30 protein-coding genes are annotated in these 25353 nt (G+C 69.5%); 21 read left to right on the top strand and 9 right to left on the bottom strand.

Annotated features, from left to right (window positions below; genetic code table 11):
• Positions 1-45: 45 nt before the first annotated feature.
• The 4 genes from AB7878_RS09360 (at position 46) to AB7878_RS09345 (ending at position 6843) form a co-directional block, all read left to right on the top strand.
• Positions 46-1287, top strand: coding sequence for an efflux RND transporter periplasmic adaptor subunit (locus AB7878_RS09360; protein WP_369494104.1), 1242 nt, complete (start codon positions 46-48; stop codon positions 1285-1287).
• A gap of 198 nt (positions 1288-1485) precedes the next feature.
• Complete coding sequence (locus tag AB7878_RS09355; protein ID WP_369494103.1) at positions 1486-4671, top strand: efflux RND transporter permease subunit; 3186 nt, start codon at positions 1486-1488, stop codon at positions 4669-4671.
• Position 4672: 1 nt separating this feature from the next.
• A complete protein-coding gene (locus AB7878_RS09350; RefSeq protein ID WP_369494102.1) occupies positions 4673-6121 on the top strand; it encodes an efflux transporter outer membrane subunit in 1449 nt (482 codons plus the stop codon).
• Positions 6118-6843 carry an SDR family NAD(P)-dependent oxidoreductase gene (locus AB7878_RS09345; protein ID WP_369494101.1) on the top strand — a complete coding sequence of 242 codons (726 nt, stop codon included), beginning with the start codon at positions 6118-6120 and terminating at the stop codon, positions 6841-6843. The genes AB7878_RS09350 and AB7878_RS09345 overlap by 4 nt, the downstream gene beginning before the upstream one ends.
• A 51-nt stretch (positions 6844-6894) precedes the next feature.
• Here AB7878_RS09345 and AB7878_RS09340 read toward each other — a convergent pair whose 3' ends face one another.
• Positions 6895-7407 carry a nuclear transport factor 2 family protein gene (locus tag AB7878_RS09340; RefSeq protein WP_369494100.1) on the bottom strand — a complete coding sequence of 171 codons (513 nt, stop codon included), beginning with the start codon at positions 7405-7407 and terminating at the stop codon, positions 6895-6897.
• Between the two features lie 428 nt (positions 7408-7835).
• Between AB7878_RS09340 and AB7878_RS09335 the strand changes: the two genes are divergently transcribed.
• From AB7878_RS09335 to AB7878_RS09295, 9 genes are all read left to right on the top strand, one after another.
• Positions 7836-8759, top strand: coding sequence for a TolB-like translocation protein (locus AB7878_RS09335; protein ID WP_369494099.1), 924 nt, complete (start codon positions 7836-7838; stop codon positions 8757-8759).
• 98 nt (positions 8760-8857) lie between these two features.
• The gene (locus AB7878_RS09330; protein ID WP_369494098.1) at positions 8858-9799 is read left to right on the top strand and encodes a TolB family protein; all 942 of its coding nucleotides are present in this window, start codon (positions 8858-8860) and stop codon (positions 9797-9799) included.
• A 38-nt stretch (positions 9800-9837) separates the two neighbouring features.
• Positions 9838-10731 (top strand): TolB family protein, encoded by an 894-nt coding sequence (locus AB7878_RS09325; RefSeq protein WP_369494097.1) that lies wholly within the window; start codon positions 9838-9840, stop codon positions 10729-10731.
• A gap of 26 nt (positions 10732-10757) precedes the next feature.
• Positions 10758-11303 carry a hypothetical protein gene (locus AB7878_RS09320; protein WP_369494096.1) on the top strand — a complete coding sequence of 182 codons (546 nt, stop codon included), beginning with the start codon at positions 10758-10760 and terminating at the stop codon, positions 11301-11303.
• Positions 11304-11395: 92 nt separating this feature from the next.
• Positions 11396-12487 (top strand): sensor histidine kinase, encoded by a 1092-nt coding sequence (locus tag AB7878_RS09315; protein WP_369494095.1) that lies wholly within the window; start codon positions 11396-11398, stop codon positions 12485-12487.
• The gene (locus AB7878_RS09310; protein WP_369494094.1) at positions 12484-13227 is read left to right on the top strand and encodes a LytR/AlgR family response regulator transcription factor; all 744 of its coding nucleotides are present in this window, start codon (positions 12484-12486) and stop codon (positions 13225-13227) included. Before AB7878_RS09315 ends, AB7878_RS09310 begins: the two co-directional genes overlap by 4 nt.
• 249 nt (positions 13228-13476) lie before the next feature.
• Entirely contained in the window at positions 13477-13875 is a 399-nt protein-coding gene (locus tag AB7878_RS09305) for an ArsR/SmtB family transcription factor (RefSeq protein WP_369494093.1), read from the top strand.
• Entirely contained in the window at positions 13853-14353 is a 501-nt protein-coding gene (locus AB7878_RS09300) for an SRPBCC family protein (RefSeq protein ID WP_369494092.1), read from the top strand. The genes AB7878_RS09305 and AB7878_RS09300 overlap by 23 nt, the downstream gene beginning before the upstream one ends.
• Positions 14354-14389: 36 nt before the next feature.
• Positions 14390-15328: an alpha/beta fold hydrolase gene (locus AB7878_RS09295; RefSeq protein WP_369494091.1), complete on the top strand. Its 939-nt coding sequence runs from the start codon at positions 14390-14392 to the stop codon at positions 15326-15328.
• A gap of 61 nt (positions 15329-15389) precedes the next feature.
• Here AB7878_RS09295 and AB7878_RS09290 read toward each other — a convergent pair whose 3' ends face one another.
• A complete protein-coding gene (locus AB7878_RS09290; protein ID WP_369494090.1) occupies positions 15390-15641 on the bottom strand; it encodes a hypothetical protein in 252 nt (83 codons plus the stop codon).
• An 81-nt stretch (positions 15642-15722) separates the two neighbouring features.
• Here AB7878_RS09290 and AB7878_RS09285 point away from each other — a divergent pair, with 81 nt between their 5' ends.
• From AB7878_RS09285 to AB7878_RS09250, 8 genes are all read left to right on the top strand, one after another.
• Positions 15723-16160: a TolB-like translocation protein gene (locus AB7878_RS09285; protein WP_369494089.1), complete on the top strand. Its 438-nt coding sequence runs from the start codon at positions 15723-15725 to the stop codon at positions 16158-16160.
• Between the two features lie 20 nt (positions 16161-16180).
• The gene (locus AB7878_RS09280; RefSeq protein ID WP_369494088.1) at positions 16181-17170 is read left to right on the top strand and encodes a TolB-like translocation protein; all 990 of its coding nucleotides are present in this window, start codon (positions 16181-16183) and stop codon (positions 17168-17170) included.
• A 17-nt stretch (positions 17171-17187) separates the two neighbouring features.
• Positions 17188-17970 carry a hypothetical protein gene (locus tag AB7878_RS09275; protein WP_369494087.1) on the top strand — a complete coding sequence of 261 codons (783 nt, stop codon included), beginning with the start codon at positions 17188-17190 and terminating at the stop codon, positions 17968-17970.
• The gene (locus AB7878_RS09270) at positions 17967-18872 is read left to right on the top strand and encodes a TolB-like translocation protein (protein ID WP_369494086.1); all 906 of its coding nucleotides are present in this window, start codon (positions 17967-17969) and stop codon (positions 18870-18872) included. The genes AB7878_RS09275 and AB7878_RS09270 overlap by 4 nt, the downstream gene beginning before the upstream one ends.
• 81 nt (positions 18873-18953) lie before the next feature.
• Positions 18954-19295, top strand: a complete 342-nt coding sequence (locus AB7878_RS09265; protein WP_369494085.1) for an ArsR/SmtB family transcription factor — start codon at positions 18954-18956, stop codon at positions 19293-19295.
• Positions 19292-19780 (top strand): ArsI/CadI family heavy metal resistance metalloenzyme, encoded by a 489-nt coding sequence (locus AB7878_RS09260; protein ID WP_369494084.1) that lies wholly within the window; start codon positions 19292-19294, stop codon positions 19778-19780. The genes AB7878_RS09265 and AB7878_RS09260 overlap by 4 nt, the downstream gene beginning before the upstream one ends.
• Before the next feature lie 64 nt (positions 19781-19844).
• Complete coding sequence (locus tag AB7878_RS09255; protein WP_369494083.1) at positions 19845-20228, top strand: arsenate reductase ArsC; 384 nt, start codon at positions 19845-19847, stop codon at positions 20226-20228.
• Positions 20228-20917, top strand: coding sequence for an aquaporin (locus AB7878_RS09250; protein WP_369494082.1), 690 nt, complete (start codon positions 20228-20230; stop codon positions 20915-20917). The genes AB7878_RS09255 and AB7878_RS09250 overlap by 1 nt, the downstream gene beginning before the upstream one ends.
• A gap of 33 nt (positions 20918-20950) precedes the next feature.
• Here AB7878_RS09250 and AB7878_RS09245 read toward each other — a convergent pair whose 3' ends face one another.
• The 7 genes from AB7878_RS09245 to AB7878_RS09215 all read right to left on the bottom strand — a co-directional run bounded on the left by AB7878_RS09245 (position 20951) and on the right by AB7878_RS09215 (position 25337).
• Entirely contained in the window at positions 20951-22108 is a 1158-nt protein-coding gene (locus tag AB7878_RS09245) for an AI-2E family transporter (protein WP_439653780.1), read from the bottom strand.
• Positions 22105-22401, bottom strand: coding sequence for a hypothetical protein (locus AB7878_RS09240; protein ID WP_369494081.1), 297 nt, complete (start codon positions 22399-22401; stop codon positions 22105-22107). Before AB7878_RS09240 ends, AB7878_RS09245 begins: the two co-directional genes overlap by 4 nt.
• Positions 22398-22868, bottom strand: coding sequence for an ABC transporter ATP-binding protein (locus tag AB7878_RS09235; RefSeq protein ID WP_369494080.1), 471 nt, complete (start codon positions 22866-22868; stop codon positions 22398-22400). Before AB7878_RS09235 ends, AB7878_RS09240 begins: the two co-directional genes overlap by 4 nt.
• A gap of 6 nt (positions 22869-22874) precedes the next feature.
• Complete coding sequence (locus AB7878_RS09230; protein WP_369494079.1) at positions 22875-23237, bottom strand: ElaB/YgaM/YqjD family protein; 363 nt, start codon at positions 23235-23237, stop codon at positions 22875-22877.
• Between the two features lie 58 nt (positions 23238-23295).
• On the bottom strand, positions 23296-23451 hold the full coding sequence (locus AB7878_RS09225) for a DUF1328 domain-containing protein (protein WP_369494078.1): 156 nt from the start codon (positions 23449-23451) through the stop codon (positions 23296-23298).
• Between the two features lie 125 nt (positions 23452-23576).
• Entirely contained in the window at positions 23577-24200 is a 624-nt protein-coding gene (locus tag AB7878_RS09220) for a YbhB/YbcL family Raf kinase inhibitor-like protein (RefSeq protein ID WP_369494077.1), read from the bottom strand.
• 36 nt (positions 24201-24236) lie between these two features.
• Positions 24237-25337 (bottom strand): PQQ-dependent sugar dehydrogenase, encoded by a 1101-nt coding sequence (locus AB7878_RS09215; protein ID WP_369494076.1) that lies wholly within the window; start codon positions 25335-25337, stop codon positions 24237-24239.
• Positions 25338-25353: the final 16 nt, after the last annotated feature.

The following is a 25353-nucleotide window of genomic DNA, read 5'->3' as shown; positions in this document are numbered from 1 at the left end:
CCATCGTGCTGCAGCGCCGCACGACCCCACCCAGGGAGCGCAAAGATGAAGAAGCAACTGATCCTGGCCGGCCTCGTCGTGGTGGCGATCGCCGGCAGCTGGGCCCTGCTCGGCGGGCATGGCGACAGCCACGCCCAGGCCGCCGGCGCCGGTGCCGCCCTGCCGGAAGTGACCGTGGCCCGCGCCCTGCTGCGCCCGGTGAGCAACAGCGCCGACTTCACCGGCCGCGTGCAGGCAGTGGACAGCGTGCAGGTGCGTCCGCGCGTGGGCGGCTACGTGGACTCGGTGGCGTTCAAGGAAGGCGCCTTGGTGCACAAGGGCGACGTGCTGTTCCGCATCGACCCGCGCCCGTTCCAGGCCGAGACGGACCGGCTCGCCGCCAACCGCAGCCAGGCGCTGGCCGAACTGGGCCTGGCCCAGGCCAACGCCCAGCGCGGCCATCGCCTGCTCGACCAGCACGCGATCGCGCAGGAGGAAGCCGACCGCCTCGACACCGCCGCGCAGAGCGCGCGCGCCACGCTGGCCGCCGCCGACGCCGCGCTGGCCTCGGCCAGGCTCAACCTCGGCTTCACCGAGGTACGCGCACCGATCGACGGCCGCGTCAGCAACGTGCACATCACTCCCGGCAACCTGGTCACCAGCAGCGACGTGCTGACCAGCGTGGTCTCGGTGAACCCGGTCTACGTGTACTTCGACGTGGACGAGCACACCTGGCTGAAGCTGGACCACCTGCGCGCCAAGGCGAACCAGGACGGCCACGGCGCGCGCATCGAGGCCACGATGGAGCTGTCCGACGAGAGCGGCTACCCGCATACCGGCCGCATCGACTTCGTCGACAACCAGCTGCACACCGACTCCGGCACGATGCGGCTACGTGCGGTGTTCGACAACCGCGACAGCCTGTTCACCCCCGGCCTGTACGCACGCATCCGCCTTTCCAGCGGCCAGCCGCAGCCGCGCCTGCTGATCGACGACCGCGCGGTGGGCACCGACCTCGGCAACCAGTTCGTCTACGTGGTCGACGCGAAGCACAAGGTGGAATACCGCAAGGTCACCACCGGCGCGCTGTTCCACGGCCTGCGCGTGGTCGACAGCGGCCTCGCGCCCGGCGACGTGGTGGTGGTGAACGGCTTGCAGCGCGTGCGCCCCGGTGCCGAGGTGAACCCGCAGCAGGTGGCGATGGATTACCGCCTCGACACGCGGGACAAGGCACTGGTGGAAGCGGGCGGCCATGACGATTCGCGTACCGCGATGACCACGCCGCCCAAGCACGAACCGCAAGGCTGAGTACTTCGCTTCTCTTCCTCTCCCCTTGGGGGAGAGGACCGAGGTGAGGGGCCAGTCTTGCCCAAGCATCGCCTACTTATCGAAACCTGAAAAGCGCGTTGCCGAAGCCCAAGCGTTTCGGCAAGCCCCGCCCCTCACCCCAACCCTCTCCCCGGAGGGGAGAGGGAGTCGGCACCCTGGAGTCATCGAGACAAATCCATGAAAAACATTGCCCAGTTTTTCGTCGACCGGCCGATCATGGCCGCCGTGCTGTCGCTGCTGTTCGTGATCACCGGCTCCATCGCGGTGTTCCAGCTGCCGATCAGCGAATATCCCGAAGTGGTGCCGCCCACCGTGGTGGTGCGCGCCAACTATCCCGGCGCCAACCCCAAGGTGATCGCCGAGACCGTCGCCACGCCGCTGGAGACCCAGATCAACGGCGTGGAAGGCATGCTCTACACCTCCTCGCAGGCCACCAGCGACGGCGTAATGACGCTCACCGTGACCTTCGCGCTGGGCACCAACCTCAACGACGCCCAGGTGGAAGTGCAGAACCGCGTGTCGCAGGCGCTGCCGCGCCTGCCCGAGGAAGTGCAGCGGCTGGGCGTGACCACGCAGAAGAGCTCGCCCGACCTCACCATGGTCGTGCACCTCACCTCGCCCGACAAACGCTACGACATGCTGTACCTGTCGAACTTCGCGCGACTGCACGTGAAGGACGTGCTGGGCCGCCTGAACGGCGTCGGCGACGTGCAGATCTTCGGCGCCGGCGAGTACTCGATGCGCGTGTGGCTGAACCCGGACAAGCTGGCCCAGCGCGGCCTCACCACCGGCGACGTGGCGAACGCGATCCGCGAGCAGAACGTGCAGGTGGCTGCCGGCGCGCTGAACGCGCCGCCGGTGCGCGGCAATGCCGACTTCCAGCTCAACATCAACACGCAGGGCCGGCTGAGCACGGTCGACGACTTCCGCAACATCGTGCTGCGCACTGATGCCGACGGCGCCACCGTGCACCTGGGCGACGTGGCGCGGGTGGAGCTGGGCTCGGACCAGTACGCGCTGCGCAGCTTGCTGGACAACCAGCCGGCGGTGGCGATCCCGATCTTCGCGCGGCCCGGCTCCAACGCGATCCAGATCTCCGACGAGGTGCGCGCCACCATGGCGCAGCTGAAGAAGGAGTTCCCGCAAGGCATCGACTACCACATCGTCTACGACCCGACCGTGTTCGTGCGCGGCTCGATCGAGGCGGTGGCGCACACCTTGCTGGAGGCGATCCTGCTGGTGGTGCTGGTGGTGATCCTGTTCCTGCAGACCTGGCGCGCCTCGGTGATTCCGCTGATCGCGGTGCCGGTGTCGCTGATCGGCACGTTCGCGGTGATGTACCTGGTCGGCTTCTCGCTCAACGCGTTGAGCCTGTTCGGCATGGTGCTGGCGATCGGCATCGTGGTGGACGACGCGATCGTGGTGGTGGAGAACGTGGAGCGCCACATCGAGCTGGGCCAGTCGCCGAAGGAAGCCACGCGCAAGGCGATGCACGAGGTCACCGGGCCGATCGTGGCCACGGCGCTGGTGCTGTGCGCGGTGTTCATCCCCACCGCCTTCATCAGCGGCCTCACCGGCGAGTTCTACCGCCAGTTCGCGCTGACCATCGCGATCTCCACGGTGATCTCGGCATTCAACTCGCTGACCCTGAGCCCGGCGCTGTCGGCGATCCTGCTGAAGCCGCACGGCGCGCCGAAGGACCGCCTCACCCGCGCCATCGACCGCCTGTTCGGCTGGCTGTTCCGCCCGTTCAACCGGCTGTTCCAGCGCGGTGCGGAACGCTACGTGGCGGGTACGCGCCGCATGCAGGGCAAGGGCGGCGCCGCGCTGGTGGTGTACGCCGGCCTGATCGCGCTCACCGCGTTCGGCTTCTGGCACGTGCCCACCGGCTTCGTGCCGACCCAGGACAAGCAGTACCTGGTGTCGTTCGCGCAGCTGCCCGACGCCGCCTCGCTGGACCGCACCGAGGACGTGATCAAGCGCATGAGCGCGATCGCGCTGAAGCAGCCCGGCGTGCAGAGCGCGGTGGCCTTCCCCGGCCTGTCGGTGAACGGCTTCACCAACTCGACCAACGCCGGCATCGTGTTCGTGACGCTGAAGCCGTTCGAGGAGCGGCGCAGCGCGGACCTGTCTGCCGGCGCGATCGCCGGCGCGCTGAACGCGAAGTTCGCGGCGATCCAGGACGCCTACATCGCGGTCTTTCCGCCGCCGCCGGTGATGGGCCTGGGCACGATCGGCGGCTTCCGTCTGCAGATCGAGGACCGCGGCCAGGTCGGCTTCGACGAGCTGTACCAGCAGACCCAGAACCTGATCGCGGCCAGCCGCAAGGATCCGGTGCTGGCCGGACTGTTCTCCAGCTTCCAGGTGAACGTGCCGCAGGTGGACGTGAACGTGGACCGCGAGAAGGCCAAGGCCGAGGGCGTGAACCTGGGCGACGTCTACCAGACCATGCAAGCCTATCTGGGCTCGCTCTACGTCAACGACTTCAACCGCTTCGGCCGCACCTACCAGGTGAACCTGTCCGCCGAGCCGCAGTTCCGCAGCGACCTCGCGGACATCAGCCAGCTGAAGACGCGCAACGCCAAGGGCGAGATGGTGCCGCTGGGCTCCTTCGTCACCGTGGCGCACGGCGCCGGCCCGGACCGCGTGCAGCATTACAACGGCTATCCCACCGCCGAGATCAACGGCGGCCCGGCGCCGGGCTACAGCTCGGGCCAGGCGCAGGCGGAAATCGAGAAGCTGGCGCGCGAAGTGCTGCCGAACGGCATGAGCTACGAGTGGACCGAGCTGACCTACCAGCAGATCCTCGCCGGCAACACCGCGGTGCTGGTGTTCCCGCTGTGCGTGCTGCTGGTGTTCCTGGTGCTGTCCTCGCTGTACGAGAGCTGGTCGCTGCCGCTCGCGGTGATCCTGATCGTGCCGATGGTGCTGCTGTCCGCGATCGCCGGCGTGTGGCTGTCGGGCGGCGACAACAACATCTTCACCCAGATCGGCCTGATCGTGCTGGTGGGCCTGGCCTGCAAGAACGCGATCCTGATCGTGGAGTTCGCCCGCGAACGCCAGCTCGAAGGCATGAGCCGCCACGAGGCGGTGCTGGAGGCGGCACGGCTGCGGCTGCGCCCGATCCTGATGACCTCGATCGCGTTCATCATGGGCGTGGTGCCGCTGGTGACCTCGCACGGCGCCGGCGCGGAGATGCGCCACGCGATGGGCGTGGCGGTGTTCTCCGGCATGCTCGGCGTCACCTTGTTCGGCCTGCTCTACACCCCGCTGTTCTATGTCGTGATCCGCGCCCTGGTGGAGCGTCGCGAAGCGCGCAAGCACGCGCAGGCGAACGCCGTGCCGGCGCTGGAGGGCCATTGAGATGAAACACCTGCTCCGTAGTACCGCCCTGTTCGCCGCCCTCGCACTCGCCGGTTGCGTCAGCGTGGGTCCGAACTACCACAAGCCGGCCACGCCCACGCCGCAGCTGCAAGGCCTCGAAACGGCGCGCGAAAGCAGCGCGCAATTCCAGGCGCAATGGTGGAAGCAGTTCGGCGATCCCACGCTCGACGCGCTGATCCAGCGCGCGGCGGCGAACAACCTCGACCTGCGCATTGCGGTGGCGCGCCTCGCCGAATCACGCGCCCTGCTCGGCGGCGCGAAGTCGCAGTACCTGCCGGATATCCAGGCCGGCGCCAGCTACACCCGCAGTCGCGAACAGACGCCCGGCCTCGGCCCGCAGCGCAACACGGTGACCGCCTACCAGGCCGGCTTCGACGCCAGCTGGGAGATCGACGTGTTCGGTGGCGTGCGGCGTTCCGTCGAGGCGGCGCACGCCGACCTCGGCGCCAGCGAGGCCGCGCTGGCCGACGCGCAGGTAAGCCTGTTCGCCGAGGTGGCGCGCAACTACTTCGACCTGCGCGGCACCCAGCAGCGGCAGGACATCGCCCGCCGCGACATCGCCAACCAGCAGGACACGCTGAAGCTGATCCGCACCCGCGCCGAGGTGGGCACCGCCTCCGACCAGGACGTGGCCAGCGCCGCGGCGCAGTTGAGCGCCACGGAAGCGCAGCTGCCGCTGCTCGACATGCAGGCGCACGCCGACGGCTACCGCCTCGCCGTGCTGCTGGGCGAGCAGCCCGGCGCGCTGGACGTCGACGTGTCGCCGCAGACGTTCAAGCCGATCGACGCGGTGCTGCCGATCGGCGCCGCCGGCGACGTGCTGGCGCGCCGCCCCGACGTGCGCATCGCCGAACGCGAATACGCCGCCGCCACCGCGCGCATCGGCGTGGCCAAGGCGGATTTCTTCCCGCACCTCTCGCTGGGCGGCTTCCTCGGCTTCCTCGCCGGGCGCAGCAACGACTTCGGCAGCCCGTCCACGCGCGCCTGGTCGATCACGCCCAGCATCACCTGGAACGGCCTCAACGTGCAGCGCGTGCGCAGCGAACTGCACGCCGCCGAGGCGCGCGCCGACGCGGCGCAGGCGAACTACCAGCGCACCGTGCTGGAGGCGATCGAGGACGTGGACAACGCGGTGGTCGGTTACAACCTGCAGCACGATCGCGTCGAGAAACTGATGGCGCAGGTGCAGCAGAGCCGCCGCGCCGCCGAACTGGCCAAGGTGCGCTACGAACAGGGCGCCACCGGCTATCTCGAACTGCTCGACGCCGAACGCGTGCAGCTCGCCGCGGACGACGCGCTGGCCCAGGCGCAGGCCGCGATCGACACCCGCGCGGTGGCGCTGTACAAGGCGCTGGGCGGCGGCTGGCAAGCCTGCGGCGACGACACGACTTGCGCGCCGGTCGCCACTCCGGTAGCCGCCGTGCCATGAGCACGGCGCGCAAGCGGGTAGTGCCGGCGCCGCTGCATCGCGTGGCCCTGGTCACCGGCGCGAACCGCGGGCTGGGTTTCGAGGTGGCGCGCCAGCTCGCCACGCGCGGCTACAGCGTGCTGCTGGGCACGCGCGATCTCGCCAAGGGCCGGCAAGCGGCGAAGCAGATCGAAGGCGACGTGGTCGCGGTGCCGCTCGACGTCACCGACGCGCCGCAGATCGCCGAACTCGCCGCCTGGATCGCGCGCGAGCACGGCCGCCTCGATGTGCTGGTGAACAACGCCGGCGGCCACGCTGACCGCGAGGCGCACGCCGAAACCGCCACGCCCGGCAGCGTGCGCGCCGCGCTGGAAACAAACCTGCTCGGCGCCTGGCAATTGACCAGCGCGCTGCTGCCGCTGATGCGCCGCCACCGCTACGGCCGCATCGTCAACGTCACCAGCGGCTGCGCCGCCAACATGGCGCCCGACGCGATCGGCTACCCCGCCTACCGCGTGTCCAAGGCCGCGCTCAACGCCTACACCCGCGCGCTCGCGGCCGAACTCGCCGGCAGCGGCATCCTGGTCAACGCGGTCTGCCCCGGCTGGCTTGCCACCGGCCTCGGCGGCCCCGGCGGCGGCCCGGTGGAACGCGGCGCCGCCGGCATCGTGGCCGCCGCCTGCCTGCCCGAACCCGGCATCAACGGCGCGCTGCTGCGCGACGGCCAGCGCATCGCGTGGTGATGCTGGCTGCGCCAGTGAGCCTGCCCGCATGCTGGAGGAACCAGGCTACGTTCAGTCCTTGCCGAGTCCGGTATGCGCCGAATACAGCGCGCGCCAGCGACCGTCGACGTAGACGAACACGTCCGAGGAATACAGCTTGCCCTTGGTCGCGGGCGCGGCGCTGACGAAGCTGAGGATCGCGGTGTCGCCCTGCAGCGTCACCTGTTGGTCCACCGGATGCGCTGCTTGCCACGCGGCCACTTGCTGCTTCATCGCATCCGAGCCACGGTTCTTTGCGGCATGCGCCACGATGCCGGCCTTCGTGGCAAACGTGCCCGCGACACCGACCGAGCGGTAGTCCGGCATCAACATGCCGTCCAGCCAAGCGGCATCGCCGCTCTCCTCGGCCTCCAGCCAGTGCTGGTCCACCGCCTTCACCGCGGCGGCGGTGTGTGCGGTTTCCTCCGCGGCGGGAGTGCTGTCCTGCGACGCGGCCACGGCTGGCACAGCGATCGCGGCGGCGCCCAGCCACAAGCCGAAGCAGGCAAGACGTGCAGGAACACGACGGAAAGTACGGCAAGACATGACGTTGTCCCGTTGATGCGGCGACAGTGCCGCGGGAACAGCCTGCGCGGCGTCGCCGCGAATGACCGCGGCTTCGTGACGATCACCCACCCGGGCGTGATCAACGGCGCTAATGCCGTGCCCGACGGCTCGCGCAACGCTGCGGCGACGACTATTGCTTCACCGTGTCCGTAACGAAGCGGCTCTTCTTCGGTGTCGTGCGCCCCACCGCTTGTCCGCGCATGCACACCGCTCGTCATGGCGATCAAACCGGCGGTCACCGGACGAGCGACGCACGTCGACCCCGACGCTAACTTGCTCGAACACCACCTGTAACCGAACGAGGGGCAGCGTGCATGCGATCGTCGACTTTGTTCGCGACTCTGCTGGTCGCATACGCGAGCGCTGGTGCGGCAGCACCCGGCGCCGCACGAACCCGTCCCGGCGCCGTGCCCGAAATCCTCGCGCCGGGCGTGATCTCCGGACCGGCCAGTGTGGATTCGGCAGCCTTCACGCCCGATGGCGACACGCTGGTGTTCGACCTGTCCAATTGGCCTGCCCATGATCACGCGATCATGATCTCGCAGCGGGTGAACGGCGCATGGTCCACGCCGCGCCTCGCGCCGTTCTCGGGGCAATGGGAAGACCACGATCCGGCGATGGCGCCCGATGGCTCGTACCTGATCTATAGCTCGAACCGGCCAGCGACCGCCGATGGCAAACCGCTTGCCACGGTGTCGTCGCGCACCGGAAAACTCGTGCCCAGCGGCGACATGCATCTGTGGCGCGTCGATCGCGACGCGCACGGTTGGGGTACGCCGACGCCGTTGCCGGACGTCGTCAACATCAGCATGCAAATGTACGGCGCCAGCATCGCCGCCGACGGCACGCTGTATTTCGACTCGCCCGGCCCGCGCCGCGGCGGCGCGACGCACCTGTATCGCGCCACTTGCCGCGACGGCCACTACCTCGCGCCGACCCGGCTGTCGCTGGGCGACGCCACCAGCCACGAATACGACACCGCGATCGCGCCCGACCAGTCGTTCATCGTGTACGACGTCGCCGACGGCGGTGGCGCCAGCCCCCGGTTGCACATCGCGTTCCGCGAAGGCGATCACTGGAGCCAGCCAGTGGACATGGGCGACGCCCTGAACCGCTACCAGCCGTCCAGCGCGCACCTCGGCCCGGACGGCCGCACCCTGTATTTTGCCGGCCGGCATGCGGACCCAGTGCGTTATCCGCGCGCACGCGCGCAGGCTCTGCGCGATGTCGCGCGCACGCTGGCGTGGGACCACGACGTCGATCACCTGTGGCGCGTGTCGCTGGCGCCATGGCTGGACGCGCATCGCGCCTCCGGTGGCGGCCTTCCGTGATGCGCATCGCACCTCCAGCCGGCGGTCAATCCCACTCCGCCCATCGATGCTCGACCCATCGCCGCGGCGGCGGAATCCCACGCAAAGGAAGCGTCAGCATGCGCCTGTCCATCGTCTTCTCAACCCTGTTCATTCTCGCATCCACCGCCCATGCGGCGAGGTCAGCGAGCGCGGTGCCCGCGGTCTTCGCTTCGAACACCATCCCCGGAGCCTCCGACGATGGCGCCGCCGCATTCACGCCGGACGGCGCCACGGTCTACTTCATGCGCGCCACCGGCGACGGCTCGACGCTGATGGAATCGCGCCGCCGTGACGGCCACTGGTCGACGCCGACGGTGGCGCCATTCTCCGGGCACTGGCACGACCTCGATCCGGCGATGGCGCCGGACGGATCGTTCCTGCTGTTTGCCTCCAACCGCCCGGCCACGCCGGGCGATCCACCGCTCGACGCGGTGCATGGCGGCAAGCGCCACGTCGCGCAGGGCATGAACCTGTGGCGGGTGGACTGGCAGGGCGACCACTGGGGCGCGCCGGTGCGCCTGCCAGACGTCGTCAACCGCTGCTCGCTGATCGCCTCGCCGAGCATCGCCGCCGATGGCAGCCTCTATTTCATCGGTTGCGCCGGGCCGCGCGGCGACTTCGCGCTGCTGCGCTCCGCGTATCGCGACGGCCAGTACGAAACGCCTCGGGTGGTGGCATTGGGCGATGCGGGCGCGACGATACGCGATCCCGCGATCGCACCGGACGGCTCGTTCATCGTGGTCAGCATCAAGCACGCACCGCAGGCGCCGTACCGCCTCGCCATCGCGTTCCGCACACCGGAAGGCTGGAGCGCGCCGCAGGATCTCGGCGACGCGGTCAACGGCGGCAAGGAAAGCATGGGCGCCCAGCTCGGTCCCGACCACCGCACGCTGTACTTCTACAGCGACCGACGCGCCGCCGGCGCGCAAGCGGACGCGGTGTGGAACAACGGCCACGACCACATCTGGCAGCTGTCGCTGGCGCCATGGCTTGACGCGCATGCCGGGCGCGGCCCTTGAGTCCTGACTACCTTTCCTTCCCCATGAGGAACAGCTCGATGCGTTGCCCACACCTGGTTCCTATCCTCGCCCTGGCTCTGGGCACCGCCGTCTCCGCGCCCGCCGTGCGCGCCGCCGCGAACATCGCGGCGCCGCCAGCCGCTGGCCCGTGGACGGAGGCGCGCGACGCCTCGCCTGCCTTCGCGCCGGACGGCGGCACGGTGGTGTTCACCCGCGGCAGCGGCACGGCGCGACGCCTCTACATCGCCCGGCGCCACGACGGCACATGGTCGGCGCCGATGCAGGCGCCGTTCTCGGACCGCTGGATGGACTTCGAGCCGACGATGGCGCCGGACGGTTCCTACCTGGTGTTCGTCTCCAACCGGCCGGCGAACGGCATCGGCCATCCGCTGGACGGCGACTGGGGCGGCAAGGCGTATCCCGGCCGCGGCGGCAACCTGTGGCGGGTGGATCGCGTCGGCGACGGCTGGGGCACGCCCCAACGCCTGCCTGATGTCGTGAACGCCGGCACGTCGATCTTTTCGCCGACGGTGACGAAGGACGGCAGCCTCCGCTTCGTGCGCGTGGACCCGGCGAACGGCGCATTCCGGCTCTACCGCAGCCGCTACGTCCACGGCCGCTATCAGGCGACGCAAGCGCTGGCGCTCGGCGGCGGCGACGCGCACTCCGACTACGATCCGGCGGTGGCGCCCGACGGCTCCTTCCTCGTCTTCAGCTCGGATCGCCCGCCGGCGCCGTCCAACGGCGGCGACCTGTTCATCGCCTTCGCCACGCGTGACAGCTGGAGCGCGCCGGTCGACCTCGGCGTCGCCGGCGACGAGGCGCGCCTGGGCCCGGATCGCAAGACACTGTACTTCAGCGCCGCCGACCATCGCATCCACCGCCTCGCGCTCGGCCCGTGGTTGGCGCAACACGCGACGGTGAAGCCATGAATCGCGCACGCCTCGGGACCCCATCGATGAGCCGCTCGTCACGCGCGCCACGCGCAGCATCCCTCGCCTTCGCCGTGCTGGCGGCTGCATCCGGCTTGCTCGCCGCCCCCGCGCCGGTGCAGGCCGACGCCACGCCGGCGCTCGCACCGCTGGCCGGGTTCGCCGGCCACTGGCGCTGCGCGGGCCGCTTCGCGAACGGCAAGCCGATCACTTCCCGCGAGACGTTCGGCATCGAACTCGGCGGCCAATGGCTGCACATGCGGCACGTGGACGGTGCGCCGAACCGCTACCTCGCGGATGCGTGGTGGGGCTACGACAAGGCCGCCAGGCGTTTCACCGCGACGGTGTTCGACAACTTCGGCGGCGAGCGGCGCTACACCTCGTCCGGCTGGGTGGGCGACACGCTGACGCTGGAGAACGTCGCGACCAGCGGCTATCTCGACCGGTTCGTGTTCCAGCGTCACGGCGACGACGCCTACCGGGTGACCTACACCTACCGGAACCGCAGCGGCGCATGGCAGCTGGGCGACGAGCAGTCATGCACGCGCGACGCGCAGGCGCCACGAGCCTAGGCCCGACGCCGGCAATGCCTTCAGGCACTGTCCCGGACGGCCATCGCCGCGCACACTGGCCCGCCATCGGGTGGTACGTCGGCGAGGTTCCCGTGTCTGACCGCAGCGCAACGCAGCGACTGAAAACCTGGGGACTGATCTTCGGCTTCTGGACGCTGCTGGCGCTGTCCTACGCGCTCAGCGGCGGACTGGCCGCGATCAGCGAGGGCTATCCGCCGGGCTGGCTGCGCAACCTGGCCTGGAACCTGGTCAACTTCTGGCTGTGGATGGCGCTGGCGCCGCTGGTGGGCTGGCTGGGACGGCAAAGCGCGGGACACGGCTGGCGACGCTTCTTCGCCGTGCACGTGCCCGCTTCGCTGGCGGTGGCGCTGGCGCAGATGACGGCGCACCTGGTGGTGTTCTGGTATCTGTGCGGCCCCGGCCGCATGCCGAACGTGCACACGCTGGGCCAGTACGTGCGCATGGAGTTCGCCTACAGCTTCCACCTGGCCTTGCTCACCTACTGGGTCGTGCTGGCGGTGCTGCGCGGGATGGATTCGCGCCGCCGGCTGCGCGACGAGCAGTTGCGCAGCGCGTTGCTGGAATCGCAGCTGGCGCAGGCGCAGCTGCAGGCGCTGCGCATGCAGCTGCAACCGCACTTCCTGTTCAATACGCTCAACGCGATCTCCGCGCTGGCGCTGGCCGACCCGCTGCAGGCGCGGCTGATGATCGCGCGGCTCAGCGACTTCCTGCGCCTCACGCTGGAGGAACGCCACGCGCCGCAGGTGCCGCTGGCGCGCGAGCTGGAATTCCTGCGCTGCTATCTCGACATCCAGCAGGTGCGCTTCCAGGACCGGCTCAGCACGCGGCTGGACGTGGCCGACGACGCGCTGCGCGCCGCCGTGCCGAACCTGATCCTGCAACCGCTGGTGGAAAACGCGCTGCGCCACGGCCTGCTGGCCAAGGCCGAACCCGGCAGCCTGCAGGTGCTCGGCCAACGCGACGGCGACGAGCTGGTGTTGCGCGTGGACGACGACGGCCTGGGCCTGCCGCCCGATGGCGCCAACGAGGGCATCGGCCTCACCAACACCCGCGCACGGCTGGCGATGCTGTTCGGCGGCGACGCCAGTCTGGAGCTGCAGCGCCGCGACAGCGGCGGCACGCGGGTGGAGCTGCGCCTGCCGTTCCGCGAGCATGCCGCATGAGCGCCGCAACGATCCGCGCCCTGCTGGTGGACGACGAGGTGCTGGCGCGACTCGCGCTGCGCCAGGCGCTGGCCGCGCATGGGGACGTGGCCATCGTGGGCGAATGCGGCAACGCCACCGAGGCCTTGCAGGCGATCGCCGCGCTCACGCCCGACCTGATCTTCCTCGACATCCGCATGCCCGGCATGGACGGCTTCAAGCTGCTGCACCAGCTGAAACCGGATGCGCTGCCGATGGTGGTGTTCACCACCGCCTACGGCCAGCACGCGCTGCGCGCGTTCGACGCCGGCGCGCTGGACTACGTGCTGAAACCCATCGACCAGGCGCGCTTCGACCAGGCGCTGGCGCGCGTGCGCCGGCACTGGCAAGGCCTGCAATCGCCCGCGGCGGCGACGACGCACGCGAGCCACCTGCAGCGCATCAGCGTGCGCGTGGGCGAGCACATCCGGGTGATCGCGGTGGACGCCATCGACTGGATCCGTGCCGACGGCAACTACGTGCAGATCCACGCCGACGGCGCGCACTACCTGCACCGCGAGACGCTGAGCCACCTGCTGGAAACGCTGGCCCCCGCGCGCTTCCTGCGCATCCACCGCGGCACGGTCGTCAACGTGGAGCGCATCCGCGAAGTGCATCCGCTGTTCAACGGCAACGCCGAGATCGTGCTGCACGACGGCACGCGGCTGGATTTGAGCCGGCGCTTCCGCGCTGGGGCGCGGGCGGTGCTGGGGCTGCCTTGACGGTCCAGGTGCCGACCCATCAAGACGCATGCATCAGCTGATGCGGCCTTCGATGATTGGACATATCGGCGAATAGGGTCGGATTCCCGAGAACGTGGGCGGCAGCTTGCGACCCTGAGGAATCGTCCGGCGTCTTGATCCGGCTGCCCCAAAGCCGCCGGCCGGAACTTTGCCCATGCTCGGCATGCGCACTCCGGGTTCGGAACGGCAGAGGAGCCACGTGCGATTTGCGCCCGCGGGGTCATTCGCTTGCAAATCACCCATGCTCGCCTTACAGTGAACCATATGGTTCACTATCAAGCCCGCCTCGACGCAACGTTCGCCGCGCTCTCCGATGTCACCCGGCGCGGCGTGCTGGAGCAGCTCGGGGACTCAGACGCCTCGATCACCGACCTTGCCCAACGGTTTCGCATGACCCTCACGGGCATGAAGAAGCACGTCAGCATCCTGGAGCAGGCGGGGCTCGTGACCACGGAGAAAGTCGGGCGCGTACGAACCTGCACGCTCGGACGACGCCGGCTGGAAGAAGAGGCCGCCTGGATCGAGCGGCACCGCGAACTCTGGAGCGCGCGCTTCGACGCGCTGGACAAGCTTGTCGATCACTTGAAACGCAAGGAGAAGGCAGATGCCCAAAGCAAAAGAAGGTAGTTCCGCCGCCACCAACCGCACCGTTGTGGAGCGCAAGTCCGACCACGAACTCGTCGTGACGCGAACGTTCGATGCCCCGGCGCACATCGTCTTCGAGGCGTGGAGCAATCCCGAATGGTTCAAGCTTTGGTGGGTTCCGAAGTCGGCGGGCATGTCGCTGGTCTCGTGCGACATGGACGTTCGCACCGGGGGCGCGTATCGCCTCGTGTTCAGCCATCCGGCCTTCGACCAGCCGATGGCGTTCTTCGGCACGTACCGGGAAGTGACGCCGAACAAGCGCATCGCATGGACGAACGAGGAAAGCGACGAGGGCGCCGTGACCACGGTGACGTTCGAGGAAAATGCCGGCAAGACGCGGGTCACCTTCCACGAACGCTACCCCACGGAAGCGGCCCTCGACGAAGCCCTCGCCGGCTCGGCGGAAGGCCTGCCCGAACAGTTCGCGCAGCTGGATGAGTTGCTCGCAGACAGATCGTGACCACACCGCGGCCACCGGCGCATGGAAGGGATGCCGATGAAACGCACGATCACCGCCGCGCCGGCCAGTCCGGCGCCACGTGAGGACGATATGCTCAGACGCGATTTCCTGAAGACGGCCATGGCGACCGCCGTGCTGACAGCCGCTCTTCCCATTCAAGCCAAGAAGACCCTCGCCGTCCCGAACGGAAACTTTGCCGACGTCAATGGCCAGCATCTCTTTTACAGCGTGCACGGCGCCGGCAAGCCGCTCATTCTTCTCCACGGTAGCATCGACCCGGACAGCTTCGGGAGCAATCTGGCGGAACTGGCCAGGGGCCGGCGGGTGATCGCCCCCCATCTGCAGGCACATGGGCGTACGCCAGACACCGACAGGCCGCTGCGCAGTGAAACGATGGGCGACGACATCGCCGCTTTGATCGGTCACCTGAACCTCGGCAAGGCCGACGTCATGGGTTACTCGCTGGGTTCCGGCGTCGCGCTGGAGACCGCCATTCGCCATCCGCATGTGGTCGACCGGCTCGTGCTCGTGTCCGCGGCGATGAGGCAGGACAGCTTTTATCCGGAGGGGGTGGTGGCCTTCAAACAGCTGGAGGCCAACGCTGCCACGCTCGGCCCTGCCGTCAAGGCATCGCCATTGGGGAAGACCTATCCCGATGTCGATTGGACCAAGCTCTTCAGGAAGGTCGGTGACCTGACCAAACGCCCTTGGGACTGGAGCGCCGACGTCGCCAGGCTCAAGGCACGCACACTGCTGGTCTATGCCGACGCTGACGCCATCCGGCCCGAACACATGGTCGAGTTCTGGAAGGCGTTGGGCGGCGGTCAGCGCGATGCCGGCATCGATGGCTCCCTGCGGCCCGCAAACGAGTTCGCCATCCTGCCGAACACCACCCACTACACGCTCCCCGTCGAGCCGATGCTGCCGGAGATCGTCGAACGCTTCCTCGGAGCTGCATCGAAGGCAGCAGGCTAGGAGCCCGCGACATGCCACCGCGGACACGTGATGGCCCATGGGTGGGGATGGTTGCGATGTGCTAGCCGGCAGGCACCATCCGCCCGGTTGCCGGCTTCGAGCAATGCTTCCCGGCGGGTCCGGGGTTGGCTTTGCGGTTCGGCAATGTCAGGTATCGGCCGACAGCAAACAGACGAAGCCTCTTGCTCTGCACGTTTGGCGTGCCGAACACCGCGACAAGCAAGAGCAGCGCGCGATGCATCGAGGCACCTGACATCCCGATGCGATCGAACCGCTCGCCCCGCGCGAGCAACCGCTGGTCACGCGCCTTCACTCCGCTCGTCACAAACCCGCGGCGGCACGCCGATGCCGCTGCGCAGACTCCTGGTCATCGTCATCATGCCGGGGCACCCGCATGCTCCATCGCCTGTTCGCCTTGCTGGCCGGTGCGCTCGCCTTGATCGGCGCGTTCGCCGCCGTCGGCCTGCGCGCCGCCGAAGCGACCTCGCCGCAGCCGGAGATCTTCGCGCCCGGCGCGATCTCCGGCCCTGTCGGTGTGGACTGCCTCACCTTCGCGCCCGATGGCGCCATCGTGTACTTCGACCAGCAGGCGGGTGCGAGCGGCTTCATCATGGAATCGCACCGCACGCGCGACGGCTGGTCCGCGCCGCGGATCGCGTCGTTCTCCGGGCAGTGGCAGGACCACGATCCGGCGATGGCGCCGGACGGCTCCTACCTGGTGTTCACTTCGAACCGCGCCGACCTGGCGCGCATGCGCGCGTGGGACAACGGCAACAACCACATCTGGCGCCTGTCGCTGGCGCCCTGGCTGGCGGCGCATTACGCCGCCTGAATTCGCCCATCGGAGTCCCCATGTCCCCACGTGCACTCATCCTCGCCGCCGGCATCGCTGTCGCACTTGCCGCACCCATCGCAGCGCGCGCACAGACGCACGGCGAACTGGTCGGCCCCGGCACGATCTCCACTGGCCTGCAGGAAACCTCGGCCGCCGTGACGCCGGACGGCGACACGCTGTACTTCATGCGCTCCGACTTCGCCGAACGCGACGACACCATCATGGTCTCGCATCGGACTGGCGGGCACTGGGGCACGCCGCAGGTGGCCGCATTCTCCGGCGAGTGGCACGACTCCGAACCCGCGCTGGCGCCGGACGGCCGATGGCTGTACTTCGTCTCCAACCGTCCCGTGCAGCCGGGCGGTGCACCGCTGACGACGGAAATGGGCGGCCATCGCTTCGCCGGCACCAACCTCTGGTTCGTGCAGCGCCAGCCTGACGGAAGCTGGGGCGCGCCGGTGCACGTGGACGGCGCGCTCAACGACGGCGCGATGATCTACAACCCGTCCGTCGCGGCGAACGGCGACATCTACTTCTCCGCGCACCGGCCAGACTCCGGTGCCGCCTACCAGATCTACGTGGCGCGGCGCACCGCGCAAGGCTACGCGGCGCCGCAGCGCGTGGAGCTCGGTGACGTCGCGCGCAACCGCATGGATCCGGCGATCGACCCGCGGCAACGCTTCCTCGTCTACGCCGGCAACGAGGGCGATTCGCTGGGCAGCGCCGACCTCTACATCGTGTTCCGCCAGCCGGACGGCCGCTGGGGCAAGCCGCTGCACCTGCCGGGCGACGTCAACAGCCCGTCGCTGGAGAACGCGCCTGCGCTGGGGCCGCGCTTCGGCGAGCTGTACGTTTCCAGCAACCGGCGCGACGAGGTGTCTTTCCCCAAGCCGCGCGACAACACCGCCACCTTGCAGCAGCGCCTGCAGCAACCGCTGAACGGCTCGCGCAACCTGTGGCGCTTCGACATCGCCGACGTGCTGCGCGCGCACGGCATCGACCACTGATCCGCCGCGGAGGCCCTGTGTCCACTACCCGCATGCTGTCGTCCTTGCTGGCCGCGCTGTTGTTGTCCACCGCGGCCGCCGCGGCTCCCGCCACGGCACCGGCGCTGACGCCCGCCTACCGCGCCGGCGCCAGCTTCGCCAACGTGTTCTCGCGCGCCATCGCGGTCCGGGCGCCCGGTTTCGCCGAACTGGTGCACCGGATCAGCGGCACCGCGACCTACCGCGTGACCGACGCCGCATCCGTGCCGCCGCAGCTGCACATCGATTACCGCTACGACGGCCGGCCCGCCGGCAGCGGCGCGGTGGCGCTGCCCGACGCTGGCGCCAGCAACTGCTACGACGGCAAGTGCGTGCCGAACACCGACGCCAGCGGGCTGGCCTACAACCCGCGCCTGTGGGGCCCGGCGCCGGCCACGCTGCAAGTGGGCCAGCACTGGACAGTGGATATCGCCGCGCCGTGGGAGCTGGGGCCGGCCGGACGACAAACGGTGACCGTGACGGCATTCGATCCCGCCACCCGCACCGTCACACTGGAACGCGAAGGCCAAGGTGACGGCGCCTGGCTAGACGACAAGCCGACGCTCACGCTGACCCGCAACGGCCAGCCCTGCGTGCTGGCGCGGCAAGCCGGTCGCACGCACTGGCGCGGCTGGACCACCTTCCGCGACGGCATCGTGCTCAGCGACGAACTGGTCAGCACGCGACCGGCAACGCTGACTTCCGCCCAGTGCGGCCGCGTCGAGGCCACGGAGCGCCAGTACATCCTGCTCAACGCGATGCCGGTGGAGGACGCACGATGAAGCACACCAAGGCTCGTTGCCTGCTCATCGCCGGCTTGCTGCTCGCTGCCGCCACAACGCATGCCGCCGACACCACCACCGCGACGCCACAGCCCGTCACGCTGGACGGCATCCTCCATCCCGACAGCGACGACACGCTGGCCTTCACGCCCGACGGCAACACGGTGTTCTTCGACCGCAGCGCGGGCAAGCGCAAGAGCATCATGGTGTCGCACAAGATCGATGGCCGCTGGTCGCCGCCCGCGGTCGCAGGCTTCTCCGGCCGCTGGTACGACCAGGATCCGGTGATGGCGCCCGACGGCAGCTACCTGCTGTTCGGTTCGGATCGCCCGCCGACGCCGGGCGGCCAGCCGCTGACGCAGGACTACTTCGCGGCCGGCAGCTGGCCGGGCTCCAACCTGTGGCGGGTGGATCGCGAGGGCAAGGACTGGGGCCAACCCGTCTGGCTGGGCTCCGTCGTCAACAGCGATGCGTTCGTCGACTTCGCCAGCATCGCCGCGGACGGCAGCCTGTACTTCCTCCGCTTCGATCGCGAGACGAAGGCGATGCATACCTGGCATGCGACGTATCGCGACGGCCATTACCTGCCGCCGGTGCGCGCGGGACTGGGCAATTCCGCCGTCTCCACCCACGATCCCGCGGTCGCGCCAGACCAGTCCTTCATCGTGTTCGACTACGGCAAGACCAAGGGCGGCCTGGGCCGCCTGTGCATCGCGTTCCGCGAGGGCGACCACTGGGGCAAGCCGATCGATCTCGGCGCGGTCGCGAACAAGGACGTGCCGTGGGGCTCGCACATCGCGCCGGACGGTCACAGCGTCTACTTCACCGGGCAATCCGGCATCTGGAAGCTCGACCTGCAGCCGTGGCTGCGGCAGCAGGCGGCGCTCGCGGCGGCGCGGTAACGGGGGAACGGCCGCCGGACCCGGCGGTGCGGGGAATCGCCACGTGTTGACATTATTCCATGATTCCGGAAATATGAAATCATGGAAACGCCAGACGCCCTCGCCGCCCTCGGCGCGCTCAGCCACGATTCCCGCCTCGCCGCCTTCCGCCGGCTGGTGCAGATTGGTCCGGAAGGATTGCCGGTCGGCGAGTTGCGCGAACACCTCGACCTGCCGCCCGCCACGCTGAGCGCGCATCTCAACGTGTTGCGCGCCGCCGGACTGGTCGAGGACCAGCGCGAGGGGCGGGTGATCCGCGTCCGCGCCAACTACGGGCAGATGAACGCGCTGCTGGCCTACCTCACCGAGAACTGCTGCACCGGCACCGCCGACTGCGGGCCGGCGTCTCCCTGCAAGCCACGCAAGACCGGAGCCAAGCGATGAACCGCTTCCACGTGCACCTCAACGTCGCCGACCTCGCCGGCAGCATCCGCTTCTACACGCAGCTGTTCGCCGCGGAGCCCAGCGTGGTCAAGCACGACTACGCCAAGTGGATGCTGGAAGACCCGCGCATCAACTTCGCGATCTCCAGCACCGGCCGCGCGCCGGGCATCGACCATCTCGGCCTGCAGGTCGACAGCGCCGACGAACTCGCCGCACTCGGCCCGCGCCTGGACGCCGCGGGCGGCAGCGTGGTGCCGGAAGACGGCGCCGTCTGCTGCTATGCGCACTCGGACAAGCTGTGGACCGAAGACCCGCAGGGCACGCGCTGGGAAACCTTCCACACCGTCGGCGACGCTACCAGCTACTACGCCGCCGATGCGGCCTGCGCGGCCGGTGGCGCGGCCTGCGCTCCGGATGCGCGCACGGCGAAGCCGAAGGTCGACAAGGGCGCCGCCTGCTGCGCGCCGAATTCCGGCTGTTGCTGAGCGGCCCACAAGCGGCGATTCGCAGCTTGCCGTTCCCAAGTCCCCGTGCCATGAGCCCGATCCGATGAAACGCGTCCTGTTCGTCTGCGTGGAAAACGCCAACCGCAGCCAGATGGCCGAAGCCTTCGCGCGCATCCATGGCGGCGGTGCGGTCGAAGCCTTGAGTGCCGGCTCGGCTCCGTCCGGCCGGATCCATCCGAAGGCGGTGCGCTTCATGGCCGAGCTCGGTTATGACTTGACCGTGCATGCCTCGAAGTCGCTCGCCGACGTCGGCGGCGAGTTCGACGCCGTCGTCACCATGGGCTGCGGCGACAGCTGCCCATGGGTGCCGGCGAAACGGCGCGAGGACTGGAACCTGCCCGACCCGAAGAACATGGACGACGCCGGCTATCGCGCGGTACGCGACGAGATCGCCGCGCGCGTGAAGCACTTGCTGGCGGAGCTGTGATGTCGCTGCCGCGCAGACTGGTCGCCGAATTCCTCGGTACGGGCGTGCTGCTCGCCACGGTGGTGGGCTCCGGGATCATGGGCGTGGCGATGTCCGGCGGCAACGACGGCATCGCGCTGCTGGCGAACGCGACGGCGACCGCGGGCATCCTGTACGTGCTGATCGCCGTGCTCGGCCCGGTCTCCGGCGCGCACTTCAATCCCGCCGTGACCCTCGCGCTGCGCATGCGCGGCGAACTCGACACGCGCGAAACCCTCGCCTACGTCGCCGTACAGCTCGTCGCGGCAGTCGGCGGCGTGCTGCTGGCCCATGCCATGTTCGGCCAGCCGCTGCTGCAACCGGGCATCCATGCGCGCAGCGGCGCCGCGCAATGGCTGAGCGAGGGTGTGGCCACCGCGGGCCTGCTGCTCACCATCCTGCTCGGTGCACGCGCCCGGCCCGCGGCGATGCCTGCGCTGGTCGCCAGCTACATCTTCGCCGCGTACTGGTTCACCGCCAGCACGTCGTTCGCGAACCCCGCGGTCACCGTGGCGCGTGCACTGACCCGCACGTTCGCCGGCATCCGGCCCGTCGACGTGCCGGGTTTCGTGCTGGCCCAGCTGGCCGGAACGGCGGTCGCCCTGCTCGTGGCGCATGTGCTGCACGATCGCCCCGCTGCCGCGGGCCGTCCGTCGCCGCACGGGGACTGACGGCGGCGACCGATCGGCACCGCTCGCGTTGCCCTAGCGCTGCACCATGTGCCCGAACCACGCCCAGCCGCGCACGTGCTCGGCGATCAGCTTGACGCTGGTCAGCATGGGCACCGCGAGCAGCGCGCCGGGGATGCCCCACAGCCAGCCCCAGACCAGGAGCCAGACCAGGATCGCGATCGGCGACAGGCGCATGCGCCGGCCCAGGATCAGCGGCGTCACCAGGTTGCCCTCGAACACGGTCAGCCCGGCGAAGCACAGCGCGGGCAGCAGCGCGTGGCCGAGCTGGTCGAAATGCACCAGGCCCACCAGCAGCAGCACGCTGGTGGTGAAGATCGCGCCCACGTAGGGGATGAAGTTCGCGAACATCGCCACCGCGCCCCACAGCAGCGGATCGGGCATGCGCAGCTGCCACAGGATGCCCGCGGTGAGCGCGCCCAGCGCGAAGTTGATCAGCAAGGTGGTGAGGATGTAGCGCGACACCTCGTGCTGGATGCCGCGCACCACCGACACCGCCTGGCGCTTGTAGCTGAAGCCCGGCCCGATCTCGACCAGCCGGCGCAGCAGCAGGTCGCCGTAGACGAGAAAGAAGAACACCAGCAGCACCACGGTGAGCACCGCCGCCAGCACCTTCGGCGCCGCCGACACCACGTCCCATGCGCTCACCGCCACATCGGCCGGCTGCGGCCGTGCGTAGGTCGGGCGGCCGTTGACCAGGGTCTGGGTGGCACGGTTGGCGGCTTCCAGCGGCTGGGTGATGTGCTCAAGCTTCGGCACGAAGCGGCGGATCGTGCTCGGCGCCTCGTGGATCCAGTCCAGTGCCGGCGGCGTGAGCAGGCCGATGCCGGTGCCGATGCCGCCGATCAACGCCAGCATCAGCACGCTGGCACCCAGCCAGCGCGGCACGCCCCAGCGGGCGGCGCCAGCGACGACCGGGTTCAGCGCCAGGCCGATGAAGGCGGCCAGCACCAGCGGGATCAGCAGCGCCTTGCACAGCGTCACCGTGTACAGCAGCGCCAGCAGCAGCAGCGCGTTGAGCAGCACGCGGATCGCGCGCAGGTGGCGACGCATGCCGCGTGCGCTGCGCCGCGCGAAGCGGCCGCGCGACAGGATCGATGCACGCGGCGGCGGCACCGGCGGCGCGGCTTCGCACGCGGCGGCGGCACCGGACAGCGGCAGCGGATCGTTCATGCGGAAGCGTCGTCGAAGGCGCCGGCACCCAGCTCGACGACCATGCGCACGCCCTGCGCCACCACTTCGGCAAGGCCACCGCGCAACAGCGGCCCCACGCCCGGCACGCGCAGGGGATGCACGTCGAGACTGCCGAGCACGAAGCCCGCGCCGCCCGCCGCGCCCAGCGCGAGCAGCGGATGCCGCTCCCCGCGCGCCAGCAGGGCCGCGGCCGGCTCGGCCAGTTCCGCGCGATGCGCGGCCACCCGCGCCTGTGCCGCACGCACCTTGTCGAGATGGCTGAACAGACTCATGGCTTGTGCTCCCCCGCGGATTCGCCGTCGACCTCGCGCTCGGCGCGATGCAGCGTCTCGCGCATCATCGCACCCCATTCGTGGCGCGTGGCGGGCAGGCTCATCCAGTGCATGCAGCGGCGGAACAGCCCGATCGCGCCCGCCAGCAGCAATGCCTGCAGCAGCGCCAGCACCAGCAGCGCCCAGATCCACGAGTGGAACCAGGTGGCCAGCAGCACGCCGACCAGGCCGAGCAGGGTCAGGCCCAGCGCCACGCCGGCCACGGTGGCGAGCAGCGCAGCCACCAGCAGCCACGACACCGCGCTGCGCGCCAGCCCCAGCTCGGCGGCCAGCAGCTGCAGCTGCGCGCCGAACAGCCGGCGCACCGCACCGGCCAGCCGGCCCAGTTCGTCCAGCAGAGACGAGGACGGCGCCGGAGCTTCCGGCGCCGTCGCGTGATCCTGTTCGCGCGCGGGTTCTTCCTGCATGCGCGATCAGCGCCTGAGCAGGCGGCCGAGCAGCCAGCCCGCGCCCAGCGCGATCGCCATCGACTGCACCGGCTTCTCGCGCACGTAGTCGCGCACCTGCTCCAGCCACTCGTCGGCGCGATCCATCGTGGCGTCGTAGGCGGCACGGCCGCGTTCGCCTGCCTCGTCGAGCTTGTCGCTGGCACGATGCGCACCGGCGGCGACCTTGTCGGTGGCGCGGTGCAGGCTTTCCTCGACGTGGTCCGCGGCGCGCCCCACCGCCTCCTTGGTGCCGGCGACCGCGCTGGAGGTGGCCTGCTTGACGCGCTCGGCGCCTTCGTCGATGCGACTGGGCGTGTCGTTTTCGGTCGTTGCTGCCTGCTTGTTCATGCTGTCTCCATGTAGCTCATGCGGAAGAATGCCGGTTCGCCGGGCGCTGCGCCACGCCTCACTTCGCGCGGCGCAGGAACGAGATGATCGCCAGGACCAGGAACACGACGAACAGGATCTTCGCCATCCCGGCCGCCGCGCCTGCAATGCCGCCGAAGCCGAGCACCGCGGCGATGATGGCGACGATCAGGAATACCAGTGCGTAGTGAAGCATGGCGTTGCCCTCTTGAACGAATGCCGACCACGACGTGCGTGGCCGCGTGCAGTCATTCATCCACATTGGCCGCCATCTGCGCGTGAAGGGGCGCGCGTGCGTGCACGCCACCTGCACATTCGCCGTCACGTCGCGGAAGCGGGACGGATCGCGTAGGTGCCCACCAGTTCCGCTTCCGCCAGCACATGGCCGCGCATCGCCGTGCGCAGTTCGGCCAGCGTGAAGCCGCGCGACAGTTCCAGCTTAGCCGCGTCCAGCGCGTGGATGCGGAAGTGGTAATGGTGCACGAGGCTGTCGTTCCACGGCGGGCACGGGCCGTCGTAACCAAGGTAGTCGCCGCCCATCCCGGCGTCGCCCGCGAACCAGCCGGTGTAGTCGTTCAACCCCTGCACGCTGCCCGGCGGCCCCAGCGGATCGCGCTTGCCGCGCGGCGTGATGCCGTCGCAGCACGCGCCCTCGTCGAACTCGCCGCATTCGGCGGGAATGTTCGCCATCAGCCAGTGCACGAACTCCACCCGCGGCAGGTCCGCGGGCACGACGCGCCCTTCCTTGTTCACGTCGTCGCCACGACTGGGCACGTCGACGTCGATGCAGGTGAGCACGAAGGAACGCGTGCCTTCCGGCGCATCGCGCCACGCCAGATGCGGGCTGCGATTGTCCGACAGCGCCACCGGGGCGCCGGGCTTGCCGAAGGCGTTGGCGGCGGGGATGGGCTGGCCGTCGGCGAAGTTGTCGCTGCGCAGTTGCATGGGGCGTTCCTCTGATCCGATGGGGATGACGGGCTATTACGGTTGGTACGTCACCCGATACACCGCCCCCGCCAGATCGTCGCTCACCAGCACGCTGCCATCCGGCAACGGCTGCACGTCGACCGGGCGGCCCCAGGCCTTCTCGTCCTGCTCGAAGCCGGTGATCAGCGGCTGGTAGCTGGCCACCTTGTTGCCGTCGAGCCGCACCGTCATCACGCGGTAGCCGGATTTCTTCGTGCGGTTCCACGAGCCGTGCTCGGCGACCAGGATTGCGCCCCGGTAGCCGGCCGGGAACATGCGGCCCGCGTAGAAACGCATGCCCAGCGAGGCCACGTGCGCGCCCAGCTTCAGCACCGGCGGCGTGTAGTCCTTGCAGCGGTGGCCCTTGCCGAATTCGGGGTCGAGGATGTCGCCTTCGTGGCAATAGGGAAACCCGAAGTGTTCGCCGACACGCGAGAGCCGGTTCAACTCGTCGCTGGGGATGTCGTCGCCCAGCATGTCGCGGCCGTTGTCGGTGAACCACAGCTGGTGCGAGCCGGGGCGCCAGTCGAAGCCCACGGTGTTGCGGATGCCGTAGGCCACGTCCTGCGCATCGCTGCCGTCGGCATTCATGCGAGTGAGCTTGGCGAACGCGTTGCCCTTGTCGCACACGTTGCAGGGTGCGCCGATCGGCACGTAGAGCTTGCCGTCCGGGCCGAACGCGATAAAGCGCCAGCCGTGGTGCCTTTCGCTGGGCAGCTTGTCGGTGACGAGTTCCGGCTTGGGCGGATCGTCGAGGTGGTTCTCGATGTCGCGCAGCACGACGATGCGGCTCACCGCCGAGATGTAGAGGTTGCCGTCGCGGAAGGCCACGCCCACCGGCATCTCCAGCCCGCTGGCGAGCACGCGCACCTTGTCGGCATGGCCGTCGTGTTTCGTGTCGGTGAGCGCGTAGACCTTGCCCGCGTCCATCGAGCCCACGAACACCGTGCCCTTCGCGCCCAGCGCGATCTCGCGCGCATTCGGCACCTGGTCGGAATACACCGCGATGTGGAAGCCTTTCGGCAGCGTCAGCCGGTCCAGATGGACCGCGCCGAACGCGGGCGCGGCAAGCAGCATCAGCAAGATGCTCGGCAACAGAGACGATACGAAGCGCATGCTCAAGCTCCAGATC

The organism is Rhodanobacter humi, assembly GCF_041107455.1.
Lineage (GTDB): Bacteria > Pseudomonadota > Gammaproteobacteria > Xanthomonadales > Rhodanobacteraceae > Rhodanobacter_A.
The sequence above is the reverse complement of the archived record's forward strand: the minus strand, read 5'-3'. Positions and strand labels throughout refer to the sequence as shown.